This window comes from Bacillus sp. ISL-39 (assembly GCF_018613295.1).
In the GTDB taxonomy this organism is placed as follows: Bacteria; Bacillota; Bacilli; order Bacillales; family Cytobacillaceae; genus Mesobacillus.
In genome coordinates this window covers 26,697-46,668 of sequence record NZ_JAGGQM010000005.1, presented here as the reverse complement: position 1 = coordinate 46,668, position 19,972 = coordinate 26,697, and the positions used below count along the sequence as shown (strand labels likewise).

The window sequence follows — 19,972 nt, the reverse complement described above, 5'->3', positions numbered from 1 at the left end:
TGCAAATGAGCACAACGGTCGGCAAAATCTTTGACCTGACGGTAATGAAATTCCCGAACAAGGAAGCCCTCTATGATGTCCGCAAAAATGTCCGCTTTACTTATAGTGAATGGAATGAGGAAGTGAACAGGCTTGCCAATGCGCTCCTTGCTGAAGGAGTGAAGAAAGGCGACCGGGTTTCTGCGTTCACATTTAATACCGAGGAATTGGGTACTGCGTTTTTCGCCTGTGCGAAAATTGGCGCAGTCTTCAATCCTATCAATTTCCGGCTGATGGGAGAAGAGGTCGCCTTTATCCTGGGTGACGCAGAGCCAAAGGTCATCCTTTTTGAAAAGGCGGTTGAGCCAGTCATCGCCGCTATTGAAAGGCGATTCCCGCATATCGCTTTCTGGTACATCGACAAAGATACACCAGAGTATGCCCAAAGCTATCATGAAAAAGTGAAAGCAGCGGAAACAAAGCCTGTTGATATTGAGGTAGATGAAAACGATCTGTACGCGATCATGTATACAAGCGGGACCACCGGCAGGCCAAAAGGCGTTATGCACAAGCACCGCAACATGGTCGAGCAGAGTATCATCGTTGTAGGTGCAACCAAACTAGGTGCAAAAGATAAAGGGTTGGTGACTGCGCCAATGTTTCACTGTGCTGAGCTCCATTGCGCATTCCTGCCTAGAATCCATGTGGGCGGCAGCAATGTCATCCTCCATCAATTCGCCCCAAAGAAGGTTCTTGAACTGATTGATTCTGAAAAAATCACGAAGTTCTTCGCGGCGCCAACAATGTGGAATATGCTTTTGCAGGAGAACCTGGAAGACTATAATATCGAAAGTCTGGAGCTGGGTCTGTATGGAGCAGCCCCTATGGCGCCTTCGCTTGTCCATGCCTGCCATGACAAGCTGGGCATCAAGCTGGTCCAGGCGTATGGTATGACGGAGATGGGTCCTGCGATCACCTTCTTATCTGAGGATGACCAGCTGACAAAAGCAGGTGCTGCTGGCCAGGCTTGCCTTAACCATGAGATCAGGATCGTCCGGCCGAACGAGGATGGCCCATCTGACCCTGAAGATGTCCTTCAGCCAGGAGAAAGCGGTGAAATCATTGTCCAGGGCCCATGCATGATGTCAGGCTACTTCAACCGTGCAGAGGCTTCCGAAAAAGCGATGCATAAGGGTTGGTATCATTCAGGGGATATCGGCTACCTGGATGAAGAGGGATATCTCTGGGTCAAGGACAGGGTGGATGACATGATTATCAGCGGCGGAGAAAATATTTATCCGCGTGAGGTAGAAGACGTTCTCCATGCCCATGAAGGTGTGCTTGACGTTGCGATCGTCGGCCAGCCGGATGACCGTTGGGGCGAATCAGTAACTGCTTTTGTCGTGAAAAAAGATCACGAGGTCACCGAAGGAGATTTAGATGAGTGGTGCAAGAACAGTGACAGCCTGGCAAATTACAAACGTCCGCGGAAATACTTCTTTGTGGATGCACTACCTAGGAATGCGAGCGGAAAGATCCAGAAGTTCATGCTCAGAAAGCAAATGGAAGAATTGTTTTCAAAAGGGCAGCCGACGTAATGGAAAGGATTTTTTATTATGTTGGAAGGAATTAAAATAGTAGACTTCACCAATTATATCCCCGGACCTTTTGCGACGCTGAGACTGGCTGAACTTGGGGCTGAGGTTGTCAAAATCGAAGCACCGGAGGGAGACCCGGCAAGGAATACAGGAGAAGGCTATGTATTTAACGCCCATAATCGCGGCAAGAAGAGTATCGTCATCAACCTGAAGCAGGCAGAAGGAAAGCTGCTGGCCCTTGACTTACTCGCCAGGGCGGATGTTGTTGTTGAGAGCTTCAGGCCTGGAGTGATGGATAAGCTTGGACTCGGGTATGAAGCGGTGAAAAAGGTTAACTCAGGAATCGTCTATTGCTCGGTGACGGGTTACGGCAGGAACGGGGAAATGAGCAGCCTGGGCAGCCATGACCTGAATTATATGAGCTTGAGCGGCGCTTTGGCCCAGATGAAGAACGATAAAGGAAGACCGGTTCATCCAACCCATACTTTTTCTGATTATATCGGGGGAATGGCGGCCAGTGAGAGAATCCTTGCTGCACTGGTTGCCAGGGGGAAAACTGGCGAAGGCAGCTATCACTGCATTTCTATTGCTGACAGCATGGCAGCCTTGATGGCAAACCATGTCCTGATTGAAAAAGAAACTGGCTATCAAAATGGCGTTTCTGTGCTGAATGGTACTGTCATTGGGTATGGGCTGTACGAAACAAAAGGTTCCCGCTATGTCAGCCTTGGCGCACTGGAACCAAAGTTCTGGTACAACTTTTGTCGAGCTGTCGGCCGGGAGGATTGGCTGTCCGCCCATTATTCCAGCCCGGAAAACACAAATCCTGTTTATCTTGAGCTTGTTGATTTGTTTAAAAGCAAGTCGCTCTCTGAATGGGCGGATTTTGGCATGAAGGTCGACTGTTGCCTTACACCTGTACTTGAGGCGGGAGAACTTACTCAGTATCCATATTGGAATGAGAAGAAATTTGTAATGCCAGAAGGCCAAGTTAAAATACATGGAGATTTGCCAGCACAAGAGGATGCAGCTCCACCGAAAAAAGGAGAACAGACAGACGAGGTTTTAAGAGAATGGCTCAGTATAAAAAGCAGCAATTAATAGAGGGAAATATCTAATTTAATAAGTGGAAGGGGAATGTCGGTTATGATGAATGTTCCATTGACAGTAGGATCGCTATTGGAAAGAGCAGAAAAATTTTTCCCGAAAAAGCAGGTGGTATCTCGTACACAATCAGGTATTCACCGGTTCACTTACAAGGAGATTGGCAAGAGGACACGCAGACTCGCCAGTGCGCTTGAAAAGCTCGGTGTGGAAAAAGGCGACAGAGTTGGCACTTTTGCCTGGAATCACCATCGCCATCTTGAAGTCTACTTCGCCGCTCCGGGTATGGGGGCAGTTCTTCATACCATCAACATCCGCCTGTCACCAGAACATGTCTCTTACATTATCAATCATGCAGAAGACAAGGTGCTGCTTGTCGATGAGGATTTGGTGCCGCTGATTGAGCGGAGCAAGGACCAATTTAAAACAGTAGAGGCATACATCATCATGACCGACAAAGACGAACTGCCCGACACAACTTTGGAGCCAGTCTATTCCTATGAGAAGCTTCTTCGCGATGCCAGTCCTGAATTTGAATTCGTGAAAGATATTGATGAAAATGATCCGGCAGGGATGTGCTACACTTCTGCAACAACGGGCAATCCAAAAGGCGTTGTTTATTCCCACAGAGGCATCGTCCTCCATAGTTACGCTTTCGGGTTGGCGGATACGGCAGCACTTTCTGAAACTGATGTCGTATTGCCGGTAGTCCCGATGTTCCATGCTAATGCCTGGGGTATGCCATTCGCTGCGACTTGGTTCGGATCGACTCAGGTGCTGCCTGGTCCATTGTTCACGCCTAAGCTGCTTGCTGATCTTATTGAACAGGAAAAAGTCACCTTCACCGCAGGAGTGCCGACGATTTGGCTCGGCCTGCTGAATGAGCTTGAAAATGGAAGCTATGATACCTCTTCGCTCAGATCAATTGTCTGTGGCGGTTCTGCAGCGCCGCGTGGCATGATAAAAGCGTTTGAAACAAAATATAAAATTCCATTCCTGCACGCATACGGTATGACAGAGACCACTCCGCTGGCAACAGTATCACGCCTGAAGAGCTACCAGGTCGGCTTGGACGAAGATGAAATTTTAGATATCCGCTCAAAGCAAGGACTCCTTGTGCCTGGGCTTGAAATGAAAGTCATCGGCGGAAATGGCGAAGTGAAGTGGGATGGAGAAGAAATGGGAGAACTATTGCTGCGTGGACCATGGATTGCCGATGAATATTATAAGGATGAGCGTTCGGCAGATGCCTTCCGCGATGGCTGGCTGTACACCGGGGATGTGGCCACTGTTGATGAAGAGGGTGTCATCAAGCTAGTCGACCGCACGAAGGATCTGATCAAGAGCGGCGGCGAATGGATTTCATCGGTCGACCTTGAGAATGCCCTGATGGCTCACGAGGCTGTATTCGAAGCGAGTGTCGTTGCCGTTCCTCACCAGCAATGGCAGGAACGGCCGGTTGCATGCGTCGTACTGAAGGAACAATATAGAGGCAAGGTCGATAAGCAGGAGATTCTCGAATTCATCGCCCCGCAGTTCGCCAAGTGGTGGCTGCCGGATGATGTTGTATTCATGGAGGAGATCCCAAAGACCTCGGTCGGCAAATTCCTGAAACGCGCACTAAGAGACCAGTTGAAAGATCATCTGGTACAGAGCTCTTAAAAATTATATGAAATACATTAAAAGCAGCAACGTCTTAATAAACGGTGCTGTTTTTTAGTTGTAAAATAAAATAATTAAGCCTATAAAAAATTTCAGCACCTAAAAGCAAAATAAATTATTCTCTTTCAATTCAAAAAATTCATCAAAAGAGGTATTATAGAGATATAAAAATTCGTAAGCCGAAATAATCAAGATCGTTTCAACGGGGGTCTTATCTTCATGAGTATATTTTCATTTGTAAAACCATATCGAATCCCGATTGCGGCTGCGTTAAGCTTGATGCTCGTCGAACTGGCGGTTGAACTTGTGCAGCCGCTGCTGATGGCTAAGATCATCGATGAGGGAATTGTCGCAAGGGACCTGGATACTGTCATCAAATTAGGTGCAGTGATGCTCGGGATTTCATTCCTTGCTTTTGCATCCGGTATCACAAATTCGTTTATAGCTGCCCATGCAGGCCAAAGCTTTGGCTATGATTTGCGGGAAAAGCTGTTTGCCAAGGTCCAGGCTTTTTCTTTTACTAACTTCAGTAACTTTCCATCATCATCTTTAATCACAAGGATCACTAATGATGTGACACAGCTGCAAAATACATTCTTTATGAGCTTGAGGATAGCATTGCGCGCTCCTCTGTTGGTCATCGGCGGAATCATTATGGCCATGCTCGTCAATGTGAAACTGTCGCTTGCATTTGTCATCATTATCCCGCCTCTGTTGATATTCCTGATATGGATCATGACCAAGGCTGCAGGTTTATTCAAGAGTGTTCAAAAGCGCCTGGACAAAGTGAACGGTGTCATGAGGGAAAACCTTGTGGGAATGAGGCTGATCAAGGCATTTGCCAGAGGTGGTTACGAAGGAACAAGATTTGAAAATGCGAACAATAATCTTAAGGATAAAACCATATTTGCTCTAAGGGTTACAGAGGTAACGATCCCTGTCCTGCTGCTTTTCATAAATCTGAGTGTCATTGCTGTTCTTTGGTTCGGAAAAATACAAGTACAGACTGGTAACGTTTCAGTGGGTGAAGTTGTTGCAATTGTCAATTATGCAGCTAGGATCACCAATGCTTTTTCGATGTTTTCGTGGATTATCATGGTCCTTTCCCGTGCCAGAGCGTCCGCTGAGCGTGTGACAGATGTGCTGAATGAGGAAATCGACCTGGAAGATACAATCGAAAGCAGTAAGGAGTACGGGATTACTAAAGGGAAAATTGAATTTGACAAGGTTTCATTCCAGTTTCCGAACACCAATATTCCAATCCTTCAAAATCTATCCTTTTCGATTGACCCTGGTGAAACCGTGGCTGTACTGGGTGCTACTGGTGCCGGGAAGACATCGATGTTCCAGCTTATACCCCGGTTATATGATGTAACGAGTGGGGAAATCCGGATAGATGGCAGGAGAATCAAGGACTTTAAACTGAAAAGTCTTAGAGAGGGAATTGGCTACGTTCCCCAGGAGGCTTTGCTGTTCACTGGATCTATCAAGGAAAATCTTGCATGGGGCAAAAAGAATGCCACCGATGAGGAAATGGTTAAGGCTGCTTCTGATGCCCAGATCCATGAAACAATTGAAAAACTTCCTGATCAATATAATACACTTCTGGGACAAAAAGGAGTCAATCTGTCGGGCGGGCAAAAACAGCGCCTGTCAATTGCACGGGCTCTGATTAAAAATCCAAGAATCCTTTTGCTCGATGACAGCACAAGTGCGCTTGATTTAAAAACCGAAGCAAAGCTTTTGGATTCAATCACCAAATACCATTGCACAACAGTCATCATTACCCAAAAGATAAGCACCGCAAAGGAAGCGGATAAGATCCTGCTGCTTGAAGATGGCACCTTAATTGGATATGGAGACCATGAATACCTCCTCAACCATTCTGCTCTATATCAGGCTATTTACGAATCCCAATTTGGGGAGGTGAAGGCAGGATGTTAAAAAGGCAGAGCAAGACTGAGCAAAACAGTAATTCGGTAAGGGGAATTGGGCCGACGGTTAAAAGGATTTGGTCATACCTCGCAGAACAGAGGAGCCTGCTGATCCTGGTTCTATTAATGGTTGTGGCAAGTTCTGCACTTGGTTTATTGGGACCATTCCTTATTGGAAGGGGAATTGATGAGTATTTTGCGACAGAGTCCACTGACGGATTCATCTTGCTGTTAGCCGGTCTTGGCATTGTGTATGGGCTGCACTCCTTATCCTTATGGCTCCAAAGCTATTGGATGATCGGGATTGCCCAGAAGACAGTCTATACAATGAGGGAACAGTTATTTACTCACTTCCATAAACTTTCGATTGATTTCTTCAACAAGCGCCAGCATGGTGAATTGATGAGCAGGGTAACCAATGATATTGAAAATGTCAGTGCAACGCTGAATTCTTCTGTCATCCAGATTTTTTCTAGTGTACTTACCCTTGTGGGAACTCTCGCCGTCATGATTTGGCTTAGCCCGCTGTTAACTCTTGTTACGATGATCATTGTGCCGCTGATGTTCATGGGGATGAAGTGGATTACGAGCAGGACAGGGAGGCTGTATAAAGAACAGCAGCGCCGGCTTGGTGAAATGAATGGATATATTGAAGAAACCATCTCTGGCCAGAAAATCATTAAATCCTTCTCCCAAGAACCAAAAGTTATTGAAGAGTTCCGTATTAAGAATAAACAGTTGAAGGAGTCCGGGTATTGGGCCCAGACCTTTACCGGCTTCATTCCGAAATTAATGAATATGCTCAATAACCTGAGCTTCACCATCGTGGCGGCTGTTGGCGGCTACTTCGCGCTTAGAGGCTTCGTATCGATTGGGACAATCGTTATTTTCACGGAGTACTCCAGGCAGTTCACAAGACCGCTGAATGACCTGTCGAACCAGTTCAATACTTTACTTTCTGCAGTTGCAGGGGCTGACAGGGTTTTTGATATCATTGATACCGAAGAAGAGGCAGTCGATGAGAAAGAAGCTTCCTCACTTCACATCAAGGGTAAGGTCGAGTTCAAGGATGTATCTTTTTCATATGAAAAAGGCGGGGATACAGTATCTGATTTGAACTTTAAAGCTGAACCCGGCGAAAGTATTGCCCTCGTTGGACCTACAGGCGCTGGTAAGTCCACAATCATCAACTTGATTTCACGTTTTTATGAGCCAAATGAGGGACTCATTTTAATTGACGGATATGACAGCAAAAAAATCATCCGTGAAAGCTTGCGGACACAAATGGGATTTGTCCTCCAGGATTCATTCCTTTTCCAGGGCAGCATTAGGGAAAATATCCGCTACGGCAGACTGGATGCAACAGATAAGGAAGTAGAGCAGGCTGCGAAGGCAGCAAATGCCCATTCCTTTATCCAGCGGCTTCCAGAAGGATACGATACTGCGTTAAGCCAGGATGATGCCGGCATCAGTCAGGGGCAAAAACAGCTGCTGTCCATAGCGAGAGCAATCCTCGCTGATCCATCGATTTTGATTCTTGATGAAGCAACGAGCAGTATTGATACGATCACAGAGCTTAAAATCCAGGAAGCACTCCAGCATCTGCTGAAAGGCAGAACAAGCTTCATCATCGCCCATCGTTTGAATACAATTAAAAGCGCTGACCAGATTATCGTCATAGAAGATGGGCAGATCATTGAAAAAGGCAGCCATGACGAATTGCTTGTTCAAAAAGGTTTTTACCATAGTCTGTACACGAGTCAGCTGGAAAAGAAAATGTTAATGAACTATTAGGAAGCCACTAGGCTTCCTTTTTTTCTACAAAAAGTGAATCGGTTTATGGAGGAAATCCGCCTGTAAAATATGACAAATTTCCCGGGCAATAGAGGATTCGTAAAAAGTTTGTCGTATTCCTAATATGAGACTTCAATTAGCATGACAGCATCCGTCCGTCCGGCTTATGTAACCAACCCACTTCGAATGGAGAAGATGAAATGCTTGCTGAGAAACTTCTTTTAAACGTCCTTATTATTCTGCTGCCAATCTTCATTCATAGTGTTCTTTTTGATAATAAAAGCATCGGGAAATCTCCTTATTTGTGCGGAGTGCTTCAAAGTGCTGCTGTGTTTCTCTCCCTTGCTTTTTCGTATGAGGAAGGCGGATTGTTCTGGGATCTTCGTTACGTCCCAATGGTACTGGCCTTTTTATATGGCGGTCCTATTGCAGGTGCTATGGTTTGGGTTACCTACCTTGGAACAAGGACAATAATGGGCGGTGATCTTCTGCTCGGATACGCGAGCGGTTTTCTGGCAGCGCTGATTCCATTCATATTCATGAAAAAGTTTTGGACGTTCGAAGCAAAGAAAAGAATAAGGACAGTGGTCCTTGTTGGTTTATGGCCTTCGTTTTCCATGCTGATGATTCTTGCGGTCAGCATTATCATTAATGGTGCCATAGCGGAAGACACGAACCAAATTATGATGAATGTAGCCATTTTCGGTGCCATACAGGTTTTTGCGGTATGGATTGCGGCGATTCTGCATGAGTCCTTGATCGAGAAGGATTTAATGAGAAAAGAAATCCTTCGCGCTGAAAAACTGAATACACTGGGTGAATTAGCTGCATCAATTGCGCATGAAATCAGGAATCCTTTAACAGTTGTAAAAGGATTCCTGCAAATGATGCACAAACAAGAAAAAGGAAATAATCATTATTATTTGAGTCTCGTCCTAACAGAATTAGGCAGGGCGGAGTCCATCATTAATGACTATCTGAATTTCGCCAAGCCACAATTTGAAAAACTTGAAGATGCCGAACTGGCAGAAATCATTGCTGAAGTCACATTGCTTTTAGAGGCATTTGCTGCAAAGGAAGGTGTGCAGGTGAATGTCCAGTTTGAATGGGCGATATATGTAAAGACGGACAGGAACCAGCTGAAACAAGCTCTAGTGAATATTATAAAGAACGCAATTGAAGCTACGGATGATGGAGGGGAAGTCAACATCAGCCAGGTGTCGGGCGTTAATGAAACATATATAGTAGTTTCGGATACGGGAAAAGGAATGGATAGTGCCCAACTTGCCAGACTAGGTACATTATTTTATACAACTAAAGATAAAGGTACGGGGCTCGGAACCTCCGTTTCAATAAAAATCATTGAGGCTATGGGCGGTACGATTTCATTCAAGAGTGAAAAAGGAGTTGGGACAGAGGTTACCATTATCCTGCCGACCTACAAGCAGGAACCATCTGATAACACTGAACATGACAAGGTGAATAACGCAATCTAAATCTAGCTTTTCACAATAGAAAAAGCGAACCGGAACCCGGTTCGCTTTCAAGTAACTTGCTACTCCACAAGATGTATAAAAAATCATCCATTATAAACTTTTGCCGCGGTACATAATTCCACTTGATCCATTTTTTAACCTAAACGACACAAGCCCTACCTCTCTTGCATCCTTACGGCTCCGAAGCCGATCCAGTGTGAATAAGTTGTTACCGAAAAAATAAAAGCAGAACGCCATTAATTGTTTACATAATAATTTATTGTGATTCAAGTTACTTCTTTTTGGCGAAGCTTTACTAGTATATTTCATTTTCCAGCAGATGTCAATCATTTTTGCGAACAGTTTTGAAATCCTTACTTCTTACGCAGGTTTTCCTGTGCCATTTTAACGAGCTCGCGAACCATATTTCCTCCCAGTCTGCCGCCAACCCTGCCTGCTTCCCGGGTCGGAAGATTTCCGTTATATCCCTTGTTCAAGGGAACTCCAATCTCCCTGGCCGTCTCATATTTGGCATCCTCCGGTTTCATTGTTCCGGCTACTTGAGCCTTCAAGTCATCCAATGCCTTTCTAGCTTCAGGTACTAGTATTTTATTCCTCCTTGCCATTAGGAATCCCTCCGTGTTGTTAAATATCACTCCAATTAGGAATAGTATTTGATTTGTTCATGTAAATTATTTACGCCTTCGTTAATGAATATGGTTTGCGGCTTTAGAAGTAAGGGTAATATTAATAGCGATTATTTATCACCATACTTATCAACAGGTAAAATCACTATTTTTCGAGTACTCCACAGACTTATGCACATTATCCACAAAAATGATGTAAAAAAGTTAGCGTATTAAAAATCTAATAATAGTAAGCGGTCGGAAGAGTTATTAACATTGTCCACAGTTGTGTTAATAACTGGATCATATTATTTTTGAACAATTGGTGAAAGTCATTGTATAAGTTGGAGAGAGAGCGTATAGTGAAGATATCAAAAGTTAGTGAAAACATTCACAATATATATCCCCATGCTAACTGTTGATATTCCCCTTCCCCTTAAAAGAGAAAGCAGAACCCTTGATGGATTCTGCTTTCTTTTTTTATGGGTTATTTCCGGTGTTTTTTTGCGCGTTCGTCAGCAGCCTTAGATCGAGCCATTGCCTCAAGGTCCTCATGATCGGCAAGGTCCCTGTCAAATTCTACGTCAAGTCCATCAGATTTCATATTTTTAGGCACCTGAGGAAGAGAAGCTTTGTTTCGGTCACGTGTTTTATGTCCATGAGCACGACCCATTCGAAAAAACCCCTTTCACGATAAAAGTACGGAAATAGGATCATTTCCGTACTTTTATATTCCGCAATAAAGGGGTGCTTAATGCTTATTATCTCTTTCCATTTGTATAGCCGCCAGCTCTGTCGGCTTTCTTGAATTCATGGTTGTATGTAACTTCCTGCATGCTTGATAAAGTGCTTTTAGTCTTGTCTCGTTTTTTCTTATCCATTGGTTACCCACCCTTTCAAATTGTTTTACTTTACCAGTATTTCCTTGTTGAAAGGGATTAAACAGCATTATTTGCCGAAAATTTCTATAAGTGCATCTTGGAGTTCGGGATACCTGAATGTAAATCCTTCTTTTAGGAGTTTTTCAGGAATTGCACGCTGTCCTTCCAATACAAGGATGCTCATTTCTCCCAGCAGTACTTTTAAAGCAAATGAAGGCACAGGCATCCAGTGGGGGCGTTTTATGACTCTGGATAAGGTTTCACCGAATTGCTCCATCTTTACCGGGCAGGGGGCTGTGAAATTAACAGGGCCGCTTACTTTATTATTTTCGATTGCGAAAATAACACCTCGTACCACATCCTCTATATGAATCCATGAAAGCCATTGCTTTCCGGATCCGATTTTTCCTCCAGCAAAAAATTTATATGGGAGGACCATTCGCGGCAGGGCTCCGGCAGTTTTATCAAGGATGACTCCAAAACGGCAAAAAACGGACCGGACACCCATAACATTAACCTTGGCTGCTGAAGCTTCCCATTGATCGACCGTTTCGGCAAGGAAGTCACTGCCTTTATGTGATTGTTCCGTAAATTCTTTGTTTACAGATGTGCCATAATAGCCTACAGCACTTGCGTTGATTAAAACAGAAGGTTTTTTCGGCATCATTTCAATAATCCTTTTGACTTCATCAGTTGCCTTCAGCCGGCTGGCAATAATTTTATGTTTATACTCATCCGTCCATTTACTATTGATTGTGGCCCCAGCAAGATTGACAATAGTATCAATGCCTTCCAGTTCCTTTTCAGGTTCGTCTCCAGGATTGAGCCATTGGACAAACTTAGGGTTGCTGCTTTGTGATTCTGGATTCCGAGTTAATATATAGACTTGATGGCCTTCTTGTATCAAATAACTGCTCAGAGCTTTGCCAACAAGTCCAGTTCCTCCGGTTATCGCTACTTTCATCAAACCCCTCCTCAATAAAGCCTCTTGTTAATATAGTACTTCTTTTAAAATGATAATCCTCCTTTGAATGTGTTAAAGTTTCATTAGAGGTGAAAATCACATGCCAGTGATCACAAAGATTTCTGTTCAAAAACATAATAAGGAAAGATACAGCATTTTTACCGACAGCGGCAGAGGGGAAGAGTATTCCTTCAGCGTTGATGAAGATGTGTTGATTAAGCATAACCTGAAAAAAGGGATGGAGCTCGATGATTTTTCAGTAACAGAGATGCTTTTCCAGGATGACATCCGGAAAGCTTATAATGCAGCCATCAATTATTTAGCCCATCGCATGAGGTCTGAAACTGAAGTACGTGATTACCTGTTAAAAAAAGAAATGGCTGAACCAGTTATAAAAGAAGCAATCCATAAATTATATGAATTCAAATTCCTGAATGACGAGGAATTTGCCAATGCCTTTGTCCGTACTCAGCTGAATACGACTGACAAGGGAGCAGAGGTGATTAAGCAGGAATTGAAGAATAAAGGAATATCACGTGATCTCATTTCAAAGATCATTGAAGAAGTTTCATTTGATGAACAATTAGAAAAAGCGATTAAGCTTAGTGATAAATATGCACAGAAAAATAAGAAGGATTCATCCAAAATCCTGAAACAGAAAATAGAGCAGATGCTTCAGCGTAAAGGGTATTCCTTCACGATTATCAGGGCTGCACTGCAAGAAACAAATGTGGTGAAGGAAGAAGACGATGAAATGGATGCATTAAGGGTCCAGGGGGAGAAGCTGCACAACAAATACAGTAAACTGCCGGAACGGGAATATAGACAGAAGCTGAAGATGGCGTTGTACCGCAAAGGGTTCCCAATGGAAATGATTGATGATTTCATTTCTGAAAAAGAGAATGAGGAATAAAAAAATCATGACATGTGTCATGATTTTTTAGATTCTATAACAATTTCGTCTTTGTTCAGATTTTCGATTATGATTTCGGCTACCTCGGCAGCTGACCGAAGTCTTGCTGGGTCAGCCACATGTTCACTATCATCCCAGAATGGAGTATTCATTCCCCCCATATAAGCAGCAACGAATCGGATTCCGGTTCCTTCATACTCCTTCTGCAGGCTTTCAGTGAAACCCCTGACAGCGAATTTACTGGAGCAATAAACAGCTTCATTCTTTTTCCCGCGCAGCCCGGCAGTAGAAACAATGTTTAAGACCAGCCCTTCATGATTCTGTTCCAGATAAGGGAGGATGGCCTTCGTCAGATTAATGGTGCCAAATACATTCGTCTGGAACATCTCCTCGATTTCAGTATCTGAGACTTCGGAGAACGGGCCGAAGTAACCAAGACCTGCATTATTCACGAGACCGAAAATTTCATGCTTTTTACTGATCAACAGAGCTTTTTCCTTGATATCCTCAAGGTTTCGAAGGTCAAGTTGGATTGCCGTGGCACTTCCTCCTGACTTCTCGATTTGCTCTTTGACTACATTTAGCTTTTCTCCAGTTCTTCCTGTTAAGATCAAATGGTAACCTTGTTTGGCCAAAAGCAAGGACAGCTCTTTTCCTAGGCCTGTACCGGCACCAGTCACAATGATTGCTTTCATGATAGCCTCCTTAATATAACATGCTATAATTTAGTTATATCTTAAATGCTTGAATGTTAAAAGCGAGAACAATCCAGGAGTGATTATAAATGAGCAGGGAAAAGCGTTACAGTGAGTTATCTGCATACGAATTGAACCAGGAAATTGCCAGTCTGCGTGATAAAGCTAGAAAGGCAGAGCAGATGGGGATGGTAAGTGAGCTTGCCGTTTACGAACGTAAAATTGCTATGGCCAAATCTTACATGTTAAACCCGGATGATTTTAAATCGGGTGAAATCTATGGGATTGATGGGGACCCGGGCTCCTATTTCAAAATTGATTATATGAATGGCATTTTTGCCTGGGGTGCTCGTGTTAATGGAGATGGAAAAGAAGAAGCACTGCCGATTTCCTTATTATTGAAATTGGAGCAAAACCAGAATTAAGTATCTGGTTTTGCACCTGGGTTTGGGTTTTTGCTGATTATATAGCATCCTGCTGTTCAGCGTGAGCTTTTAATGGTCTTTTATAACCGCTGAAGTGTCATCTTCACGGTGAGATGAGGCGTACATGCGCTCTTGCGGATGAGTATTGATTGTACCATCAGCTCTTCTTGAAGCATATTCAGCTTTTGCCCGGGGTTCGCCCTCAAGCTTATTGTTGTTCTGGTTTGGGAAGTTGGTTACTTTATTTCGCATATTGCCCTCCGTGACGGGTAAAATTACGTGTATGCCAAAACAGCTGCACGCATTTATAGTATTGGATAAAACCAATCATTCATAACTACATTAAAAATTGGCAAAGAGGTGTTCACAATTGCAGGAAACTCTTGAGAAGCTGGCAAGCCTGCTGCATGAAAAAAATAATGGGATCACTTATGAGCAGGCATTGACATGGGTGGAGCTTTTATGGGGAGACTTTGAGTCAACCTACGCAAAAGCTGGACATAAATATATGGGCAGCGAAATGACTGAAAAAGTGGTCCGTCAATGGATCGAAAATTACGGGGGGCAGCTACATGAATTTGTCGCCAGGAACCCGAAGTATAAGCATTTATTGAATGCTGAGTAAATGAGAATCCCCATTTTCACGGGGATTTTTGTTTTGCCAAGGTGAGGATAAAAAAGCCGAAATGCGCCTAGTTAGAGGGAGAACCAAGAAAACCGGCAACAAAAACAGTGGATATGTGCCCGGTTAGAGGGAGAACCAAGAAAACCGGCAACAAAAACAGTGGATATGTGCCCGGTTAGAGGGAGAACCAAGAAAACCGGTAACAAAAACAGTGGATATGTGCCCGGTTAGAGGAAGAAACCAGAAAACCGGCAACAAAAACAGTGGATATGTGCCCGGTTAGAGGAAGATCCAAGAAAACCGGTAACAAAAACAGTGGATATGTGCCCGGTTATAAGGGGAACCCAGAAAACCGGTAACATAAACTATTCTTTTTAAAGATACCAACCCTCTCCATATTCTCTGCGGAAGATCCACACAAAAAAACCGGGCAATATACGCCCGGTCTTAGCCTTCTCCAGGAAGGAATTCCAATTTCTTTCTTAGTTTTTCCTCACTATAGATCCACCCTGTGTAGGAGCTGAGAATTTCCAGGTCCTTGCTTAGATTCACGACAGCGACGAATGGATAATGCCCGTTACTGCGATAGCGCAGGTCAATGAACCTGACCTCGTAATAGTCATCATATTCATCGCATTCCCAGCGGTAGACTGGAGAGAAGGACAGGAACGCTGACAGGTTCTTGTCTTTTTTTGCTGCTTCCAATACCTCGGTTTCCGGGACAGGCACACGATTGAATTGATCGAGAATCCTCACATGATGCTTGTGTCCGCGGCCGACAAAGAACTGGTGCTTGTTCATTACTGCGACCCGCCAATGATTAAACCTCATGGTCGGGGCGATGATGATCTCAGTTGCATCTGGAACAATATTTTCAACTGCCCTTCTGATGCGAAACTTCATGATAAAGCGGTAAATATAGTAGAACACCAGGATGGCATAGATCGTTAAAAAGGTATATCCAGGATGATATCCAAATGCCCAGAGGAACAATCCGACGACATGAAGCGCAAAAATAATCGGGTCGAATGTATTGATTACCCCCAGAGCGACCCATTTCGACGAGAAAGGACGCAAAGCCTGTGTCCCATAGGCATTGAAAATGTCGACAAAAACATGAAGGAAAACGGCAATAAATGTCCAAATCCATAAATGCAGCAAATTTGCTTCTGGGTTGAAAAAGTAGATTGTCCCAGAAATAAGCAGCGGCCACAGGAGGACTGCTGGAATCGAATGGGTAATGCCGCGGTGGTTCCGGATATAGACAGCATTATTCCTCAATTTCAATACAGTATCGATATCAGGGATTTGCGATCCCACAAGTGTAGCAATCAGAACACTTGAGGCAGTGGCGGTGCTTCCGCTAACAGCAGGATCAAGCGTAGCTAACCCGCCTAGAGCGAATCCCATCACAACATGGGTTCCAGTATCCATGGGAACAGCCTCCTTTTTATAAAATTTATTTTATGCAAAACCAGCGCTTGGAAGGTAAAATTCCTTGTCACAATATGAATAATAGTTTACTTTTAAAGGGCTGTATCAATCAGTCCCTTCAAGAAACACATAAAGGAGCTGAATAAATTGATCCAGATGATTGTTCAATATGAAGTAAAACAAAATCTGCTTAGCCAATACCGTGAAATAATCGATAAGATCTCAACCATGCTGCCTGATTTTGAAGCTGATATGTTTTCATGCAGCCAGTCGGATGAGCGTAATATGTTCATCGAATCATTCTATGTCCCGACTGAAGCCCATTACCATGCGTTGAAAAAAATGCGGCTATCCCGGAACCATTCCGTTTTCGGAATCCTTGAGGACTTTGTTCCTGGCGGATTGGAACGAATAGGCTTCATGGCGATAAAGCAGAAGCGTTAATATTATATTCCCAAATTACCGGAAAGTTTAACACCTGGAGGAACAAAAGTGGCAACTGACATCAAGAAATGTATAGATAAAATGGATATAAAAGCCTTTCAGGATGACTTGATAGGATGGTTTGTAAGTGAGCAGCGAGAACTGCCATGGAGAAAGGACCAGGATCCTTACAAAGTGTGGGTATCAGAAATCATGCTCCAACAAACAAGAGTAGATACTGTCATCCCTTATTTTAATCGATTTTTGGAAAATTTTCCAACAATAGAGGCGCTTGCAGCCGCTGATGAAGAAAGAGTCCTTAAAGCATGGGAAGGTCTCGGTTATTATTCCCGTGTCCGTAATTTACAATCCGCTGTAAAAGAAGTTAATGAAAGGTACGGCGGCAAAGTTCCAGATTCACCAGCAGAAATCTCTGCATTAAAAGGTGTAGGGCCCTACACTGCCGGAGCAATCCTCAGTATCGCCTATGGAAAACCTGAGCCAGCGGTGGATGGTAATGTCATGAGGGTATTATCACGTATCTTATTGATTTGGGAGGATATTGCCAGGCCTGCATCCCGTAAAATTTTTGAAACGGCAGTAAGGGAGCTGATCTCCCACGAAAATCCCTCCTATTTCAATCAGGCGCTGATGGAGCTTGGGGCCCTTATTTGCACTCCGACCTCCCCTTCCTGCCTGCTTTGCCCGGTCAGGGAACACTGCGAAGCTTTTCACGAAGGCGTGCAGAGTGAATTGCCCGTTAAAACTAAAAAGAAAAAGCAGAAAAATGTTCAGCTTGCTGCCGGAATTTTTAAGGACGAGGAAGGAAGAATCCTCATCAGAAAAAGACCTGGAACCGGCTTGCTGGCAAACCTGTGGGAGTTCCCGACTGTTGAGCTGAGCCTCGACTTCCAGAGACAAAGAGACCAGTTGTCAGAGCATTTTGAAGAGGCTTATGGGTTAACGCCAAAGATGCATGAATCCATAGGGGAAATCGACCACGTGTTTTCGCATTTGATATGGAACATACAGGTATTCAGCGGACAATTTACGGGCGAAATCTACGAGACGTCACAGCTTAAATTGGTTACCGAGAAGGAAATCCAAGAATTTGCATTTCCAGTACCATACCAAAAAATGCTGAAGCGCTATCTGGAATATAATAAGGCTGACTAACCAACGGGTTAGCAGCCTTATTTATTTGAAAGAATTTTATACTCAAAGCGCTTTTCGATCTTAATCGTAGCTCACTTTCGTTCCATGAGTGTAATCAGCTTCGCCGCGGTTCAAACCACCCCGGTTTTCAATTTCTTCAACGATTTCCCTGTGGATCGTCTGGCCTTCAGCATTCAGGTAAGGAACCATTTGCTGGAGAGAGTGATGGAAAAAAGCAAGCTCGCTATCCTTCCAATCGGTTTTGGGAATCATCGATAATTCGGTCATATCACGTCCTACATACATTCGGGAATCATCCTTTCCTAAGATTATTAACCTAAAGATTAGTGTTTTCAGTACGGTGGTTTTTTATCAAGACTGTTTTCGTAAAGAATATTGTTAAAATCTTAAAGCCGATTTTAACGTGATAAAAAGCCATTTTGTAGTTCGGAATTAAGTGTGCAAGCTCTTTTCTCATATTTTGCTTTAATTTTATGAAGAAACATGAGTCATTCAAGCCTATTTTGTAGTCAATAGCAACAAAGTTTGAGAAAAGAGCCTTTATCAAAGGTTTCATTGACAAGAAATAAATCCTTATTGTCTTATATACCTGAAAAGGCTAAAATGAAACAAAATTAAGATTCTGCTATTCTTTGCAGGAGCTGGATAGAAAGGGATTTTTTAAATGACACAAAAAGTTGCACTTATTACCGGAAGCAGCCGGGGAATCGGAAAAGCGGCGGCCCTCAAACTCGCAAAAGAGGGATATGACATCGTCGTTAATTATGCCCGCAGCAAGAAGGCAGCCCAGGAAACAGCAGAAGAGATCGAAGCACTTGGCAGAAAAGTCCTTGTCGTTAAGGCGAATGTCGGGGATGTCAGCAAGATAAAAGCAATGTTCGAACAAATTGAGGCGGAATTTGGAAGGCTCGATGTCTTTGTTAACAATGCAGCTTCAGGTGTGTTGCGGCCGGCAATGGAGCTTGAGGAATCACATTGGGACTGGACGATGAACATCAATAGTAAGGCTTTGTTGTTCTGTTCACAGGAAGCGGCGAAGCTGATGGAGAGGAATGGCGGAGGTAAAATTGTCAGCATCAGTTCTCTTGGCTCGATTCGATACCTTGAAAATTATACGACAGTGGGGGTTTCAAAGGCGGCTCTGGAAGCATTGACACGCTATCTGGCCGTAGAGCTGGCGCGTAAAAATATCGTTGTCAACGCTGTTTCAGGCGGGGCGGTGGATACCGAAGCACTGACGCACTTCCCGAATAGAGAGGAACTCCTTGCCGAGGCTAAAGAGAAAACACCTGCCGGAAGGATGGTCGAAATCGAAGATATGATCAATGCCATCATGTTCCTGCTTAAGGATGAATCGAGCATGATCCGGGGGCAGACAATCATCGTCGATGGCGGTATCTCTTTATTGGTGTAAGAAGAATGCTGTTGGATGAATTTGGTATAAAAAAGTCGGATAGCACCTTCAACGGATGGTTAATCTATTATTCGTGGAGGTGATAAACAATGGCAAAACAACCTAACCAATCTCAAGCTGGAACTAACATTCAAGAAGTACGCCAGCAAAACGCTCAATCTGCTGGTCGCCAGGGCCAATTCGGCACTGAATTCGCGAGCGAAACTAATGCTCAAGAAGTACGCCAGCAAAACCAGCAAGCTGAAGCTCGCAAAGGCCAAAACTCTGGCCAACAGCGCTAATCACCTTAATGAAAGGCACTCTCATTCGCAGAGTGCCTTTTTCTATTGTTGCTGGATCCGAAACAGATGAGAAGGATGGTTTAACTGCCACAGATTCGCAATTAATCAAATATCCTCCATTCGACAAAGGTTCCAATTCCTCTACATAACTAGTCAAAGGATTTTCATCGCCACCCAAGAATACTTTTAAAAGATAAATTTTACAGGCGGTGGAAAAGCATGGATAAATTTAACGATTTGGTTTCTACACAAATGCAAACGATGGAAAAACTTCTATATCTGCAGTCTGAATTGGAAAGATGCCAGGAGATTGAAAAGCAGCTGGATACCCTTAAGCAAAGCGCTGAACTAGAGGATCTTCGGATGGAAATTGACCGAAAAAAGCAGGATCTTAAGGAGATACACCAAATGTTTGAAAAGCAGACGGAGGAAGTAATCCATACTTATCAGGAGCTTGCCGTTACCTTTCGTTAAGACTTCTCTGTTTATTTGATTGGAATAAAAAATAGTGGACTTTTATAAAAATTCAAGCAAGTTTATTGGGCGATCGAGGAAATCGGTGGCTCTTT

General features: G+C 43.8%; 22 protein-coding genes. 14 read left to right on the top strand and 8 right to left on the bottom strand.

Annotated elements, in window-relative coordinates; genetic code table 11:
* Positions 1 to 5: 5 nt before the first annotated feature.
* The 6 genes from J7E37_RS06345 to J7E37_RS06320 all read left to right on the top strand — a co-directional run bounded on the left by J7E37_RS06345 (position 6) and on the right by J7E37_RS06320 (position 9,567).
* On the top strand, positions 6 to 1,577 hold the full coding sequence (locus J7E37_RS06345; RefSeq protein WP_215023052.1) for a fatty acid--CoA ligase: 1,572 nt from the start codon (positions 6 to 8) through the stop codon (positions 1,575 to 1,577).
* Between the two features lie 18 nt (positions 1,578 to 1,595).
* Positions 1,596 to 2,678 carry a CaiB/BaiF CoA transferase family protein gene (locus tag J7E37_RS06340; protein ID WP_215023051.1) on the top strand — a complete coding sequence of 361 codons (1,083 nt, stop codon included), beginning with the start codon at positions 1,596 to 1,598 and terminating at the stop codon, positions 2,676 to 2,678.
* A 45-nt stretch (positions 2,679 to 2,723) separates the two neighbouring features.
* Entirely contained in the window at positions 2,724 to 4,343 is a 1,620-nt protein-coding gene (locus tag J7E37_RS06335) for a long-chain fatty acid--CoA ligase (protein ID WP_215023050.1), read from the top strand.
* Between the two features lie 219 nt (positions 4,344 to 4,562).
* Positions 4,563 to 6,287, top strand: a complete 1,725-nt coding sequence (locus tag J7E37_RS06330) for an ABC transporter ATP-binding protein (RefSeq protein ID WP_215023049.1) — start codon at positions 4,563 to 4,565, stop codon at positions 6,285 to 6,287.
* Entirely contained in the window at positions 6,281 to 8,071 is a 1,791-nt protein-coding gene (locus J7E37_RS06325) for an ABC transporter ATP-binding protein (protein WP_215023048.1), read from the top strand. Before J7E37_RS06330 ends, J7E37_RS06325 begins: the two co-directional genes overlap by 7 nt.
* Positions 8,072 to 8,271: 200 nt before the next feature.
* Positions 8,272 to 9,567, top strand: coding sequence for an ATP-binding protein (locus J7E37_RS06320; RefSeq protein WP_215023047.1), 1,296 nt, complete (start codon positions 8,272 to 8,274; stop codon positions 9,565 to 9,567).
* A gap of 353 nt (positions 9,568 to 9,920) precedes the next feature.
* Here J7E37_RS06320 and J7E37_RS06315 read toward each other — a convergent pair whose 3' ends face one another.
* The 4 genes from J7E37_RS06315 to J7E37_RS06300 form a co-directional block, all read right to left on the bottom strand.
* Positions 9,921 to 10,172, bottom strand: coding sequence for an alpha/beta-type small acid-soluble spore protein (locus J7E37_RS06315; RefSeq protein ID WP_214735529.1), 252 nt, complete (start codon positions 10,170 to 10,172; stop codon positions 9,921 to 9,923).
* A gap of 487 nt (positions 10,173 to 10,659) precedes the next feature.
* Complete coding sequence (locus tag J7E37_RS06310; protein WP_214735528.1) at positions 10,660 to 10,845, bottom strand: YfhD family protein; 186 nt, start codon at positions 10,843 to 10,845, stop codon at positions 10,660 to 10,662.
* An 88-nt stretch (positions 10,846 to 10,933) separates the two neighbouring features.
* Complete coding sequence (locus J7E37_RS06305) at positions 10,934 to 11,053, bottom strand: YfhE family protein (RefSeq protein ID WP_215023045.1); 120 nt, start codon at positions 11,051 to 11,053, stop codon at positions 10,934 to 10,936.
* A gap of 67 nt (positions 11,054 to 11,120) precedes the next feature.
* Complete coding sequence (locus J7E37_RS06300; RefSeq protein WP_214735526.1) at positions 11,121 to 12,017, bottom strand: TIGR01777 family oxidoreductase; 897 nt, start codon at positions 12,015 to 12,017, stop codon at positions 11,121 to 11,123.
* A 100-nt stretch (positions 12,018 to 12,117) separates the two neighbouring features.
* Here J7E37_RS06300 and recX point away from each other — a divergent pair, with 100 nt between their 5' ends.
* The gene (gene recX, locus J7E37_RS06295) at positions 12,118 to 12,930 is read left to right on the top strand and encodes a recombination regulator RecX (protein ID WP_214735525.1); all 813 of its coding nucleotides are present in this window, start codon (positions 12,118 to 12,120) and stop codon (positions 12,928 to 12,930) included.
* 17 nt (positions 12,931 to 12,947) lie between these two features.
* Here recX and J7E37_RS06290 read toward each other — a convergent pair whose 3' ends face one another.
* Positions 12,948 to 13,625, bottom strand: coding sequence for an SDR family NAD(P)-dependent oxidoreductase (locus J7E37_RS06290; RefSeq protein ID WP_215023043.1), 678 nt, complete (start codon positions 13,623 to 13,625; stop codon positions 12,948 to 12,950).
* A gap of 89 nt (positions 13,626 to 13,714) precedes the next feature.
* On the opposite strand from J7E37_RS06290, the gene J7E37_RS06285 reads away from it, so the two are divergent.
* A complete protein-coding gene (locus tag J7E37_RS06285; RefSeq protein ID WP_215023041.1) occupies positions 13,715 to 14,050 on the top strand; it encodes a YfhH family protein in 336 nt (111 codons plus the stop codon).
* A 69-nt stretch (positions 14,051 to 14,119) separates the two neighbouring features.
* Here the strand turns inward: J7E37_RS06285 and J7E37_RS06280 are convergent, their stop codons facing one another.
* On the bottom strand, positions 14,120 to 14,302 hold the full coding sequence (locus J7E37_RS06280; protein WP_023625563.1) for a small, acid-soluble spore protein K: 183 nt from the start codon (positions 14,300 to 14,302) through the stop codon (positions 14,120 to 14,122).
* Between the two features lie 118 nt (positions 14,303 to 14,420).
* On the opposite strand from J7E37_RS06280, the gene J7E37_RS06275 reads away from it, so the two are divergent.
* Positions 14,421 to 14,675 carry a YfhJ family protein gene (locus tag J7E37_RS06275; protein ID WP_215023039.1) on the top strand — a complete coding sequence of 85 codons (255 nt, stop codon included), beginning with the start codon at positions 14,421 to 14,423 and terminating at the stop codon, positions 14,673 to 14,675.
* A 447-nt stretch (positions 14,676 to 15,122) separates the two neighbouring features.
* On the opposite strand, the gene J7E37_RS06270 is transcribed toward J7E37_RS06275, so the two are convergent.
* On the bottom strand, positions 15,123 to 16,109 hold the full coding sequence (locus J7E37_RS06270; RefSeq protein ID WP_214783848.1) for a metal-dependent hydrolase: 987 nt from the start codon (positions 16,107 to 16,109) through the stop codon (positions 15,123 to 15,125).
* A 147-nt stretch (positions 16,110 to 16,256) separates the two neighbouring features.
* Between J7E37_RS06270 and J7E37_RS06265 the strand changes: the two genes are divergently transcribed.
* Both J7E37_RS06265 and mutY read left to right on the top strand, forming a co-directional pair.
* The gene (locus tag J7E37_RS06265; RefSeq protein ID WP_214783851.1) at positions 16,257 to 16,553 is read left to right on the top strand and encodes a hypothetical protein; all 297 of its coding nucleotides are present in this window, start codon (positions 16,257 to 16,259) and stop codon (positions 16,551 to 16,553) included.
* Between the two features lie 81 nt (positions 16,554 to 16,634).
* Positions 16,635 to 17,708: an A/G-specific adenine glycosylase gene (mutY, locus tag J7E37_RS06260; RefSeq protein WP_215023356.1), complete on the top strand. Its 1,074-nt coding sequence runs from the start codon at positions 16,635 to 16,637 to the stop codon at positions 17,706 to 17,708.
* Between the two features lie 60 nt (positions 17,709 to 17,768).
* On the opposite strand, the gene J7E37_RS06255 is transcribed toward mutY, so the two are convergent.
* Positions 17,769 to 17,993 (bottom strand): hypothetical protein, encoded by a 225-nt coding sequence (locus J7E37_RS06255; protein ID WP_214783854.1) that lies wholly within the window; start codon positions 17,991 to 17,993, stop codon positions 17,769 to 17,771.
* Positions 17,994 to 18,372: 379 nt separating this feature from the next.
* Here J7E37_RS06255 and fabL point away from each other — a divergent pair, with 379 nt between their 5' ends.
* From fabL to J7E37_RS06240, 3 genes are all read left to right on the top strand, one after another.
* Positions 18,373 to 19,122, top strand: a complete 750-nt coding sequence (fabL, locus tag J7E37_RS06250; protein ID WP_214783857.1) for an enoyl-[acyl-carrier-protein] reductase FabL — start codon at positions 18,373 to 18,375, stop codon at positions 19,120 to 19,122.
* 89 nt (positions 19,123 to 19,211) lie between these two features.
* Complete coding sequence (locus J7E37_RS06245; RefSeq protein WP_192469469.1) at positions 19,212 to 19,403, top strand: gamma-type small acid-soluble spore protein; 192 nt, start codon at positions 19,212 to 19,214, stop codon at positions 19,401 to 19,403.
* Between the two features lie 219 nt (positions 19,404 to 19,622).
* Entirely contained in the window at positions 19,623 to 19,877 is a 255-nt protein-coding gene (locus J7E37_RS06240) for a YgaB family protein (RefSeq protein ID WP_214783860.1), read from the top strand.
* The last annotated feature ends 95 nt before the right edge of the window (positions 19,878 to 19,972 follow it).

Bases quoted from the DNA above. Each gene is read 5' to 3' on its own strand.
- J7E37_RS06345 (WP_215023052.1), top strand. From the start codon at position 6: ATGAGCACAACGGTCGGCAAAATCTTTGACCTGACGGTAATGAAATTC.
- J7E37_RS06340 (WP_215023051.1), top strand. From the start codon at position 1,596: ATGTTGGAAGGAATTAAAATAGTAGACTTCACCAATTATATCCCCGGA.
- J7E37_RS06335 (WP_215023050.1), top strand. From the start codon at position 2,724: ATGATGAATGTTCCATTGACAGTAGGATCGCTATTGGAAAGAGCAGAA.
- J7E37_RS06330 (WP_215023049.1), top strand. From the start codon at position 4,563: ATGAGTATATTTTCATTTGTAAAACCATATCGAATCCCGATTGCGGCT.
- J7E37_RS06325 (WP_215023048.1), top strand. From the start codon at position 6,281: ATGTTAAAAAGGCAGAGCAAGACTGAGCAAAACAGTAATTCGGTAAGG.
- J7E37_RS06320 (WP_215023047.1), top strand. From the start codon at position 8,272: ATGCTTGCTGAGAAACTTCTTTTAAACGTCCTTATTATTCTGCTGCCA.
- J7E37_RS06315 (WP_214735529.1), bottom strand. From the start codon at position 10,172: ATGGCAAGGAGGAATAAAATACTAGTACCTGAAGCTAGAAAGGCATTG.
- J7E37_RS06310 (WP_214735528.1), bottom strand. From the start codon at position 10,845: ATGGGTCGTGCTCATGGACATAAAACACGTGACCGAAACAAAGCTTCT.
- J7E37_RS06305 (WP_215023045.1), bottom strand. From the start codon at position 11,053: ATGGATAAGAAAAAACGAGACAAGACTAAAAGCACTTTATCAAGCATG.
- J7E37_RS06300 (WP_214735526.1), bottom strand. From the start codon at position 12,017: ATGAAAGTAGCGATAACCGGAGGAACTGGACTTGTTGGCAAAGCTCTG.
- recX (WP_214735525.1), top strand. From the start codon at position 12,118: ATGCCAGTGATCACAAAGATTTCTGTTCAAAAACATAATAAGGAAAGA.
- J7E37_RS06290 (WP_215023043.1), bottom strand. From the start codon at position 13,625: ATGAAAGCAATCATTGTGACTGGTGCCGGTACAGGCCTAGGAAAAGAG.
- J7E37_RS06285 (WP_215023041.1), top strand. From the start codon at position 13,715: ATGAGCAGGGAAAAGCGTTACAGTGAGTTATCTGCATACGAATTGAAC.
- J7E37_RS06280 (WP_023625563.1), bottom strand. From the start codon at position 14,302: ATGCGAAATAAAGTAACCAACTTCCCAAACCAGAACAACAATAAGCTT.
- J7E37_RS06270 (WP_214783848.1), bottom strand. From the start codon at position 16,109: ATGGATACTGGAACCCATGTTGTGATGGGATTCGCTCTAGGCGGGTTA.
- mutY (WP_215023356.1), top strand. From the start codon at position 16,635: ATGGATATAAAAGCCTTTCAGGATGACTTGATAGGATGGTTTGTAAGT.
- J7E37_RS06255 (WP_214783854.1), bottom strand. From the start codon at position 17,993: ATGTATGTAGGACGTGATATGACCGAATTATCGATGATTCCCAAAACC.
- fabL (WP_214783857.1), top strand. From the start codon at position 18,373: ATGACACAAAAAGTTGCACTTATTACCGGAAGCAGCCGGGGAATCGGA.
- J7E37_RS06245 (WP_192469469.1), top strand. From the start codon at position 19,212: ATGGCAAAACAACCTAACCAATCTCAAGCTGGAACTAACATTCAAGAA.
- J7E37_RS06240 (WP_214783860.1), top strand. From the start codon at position 19,623: ATGGATAAATTTAACGATTTGGTTTCTACACAAATGCAAACGATGGAA.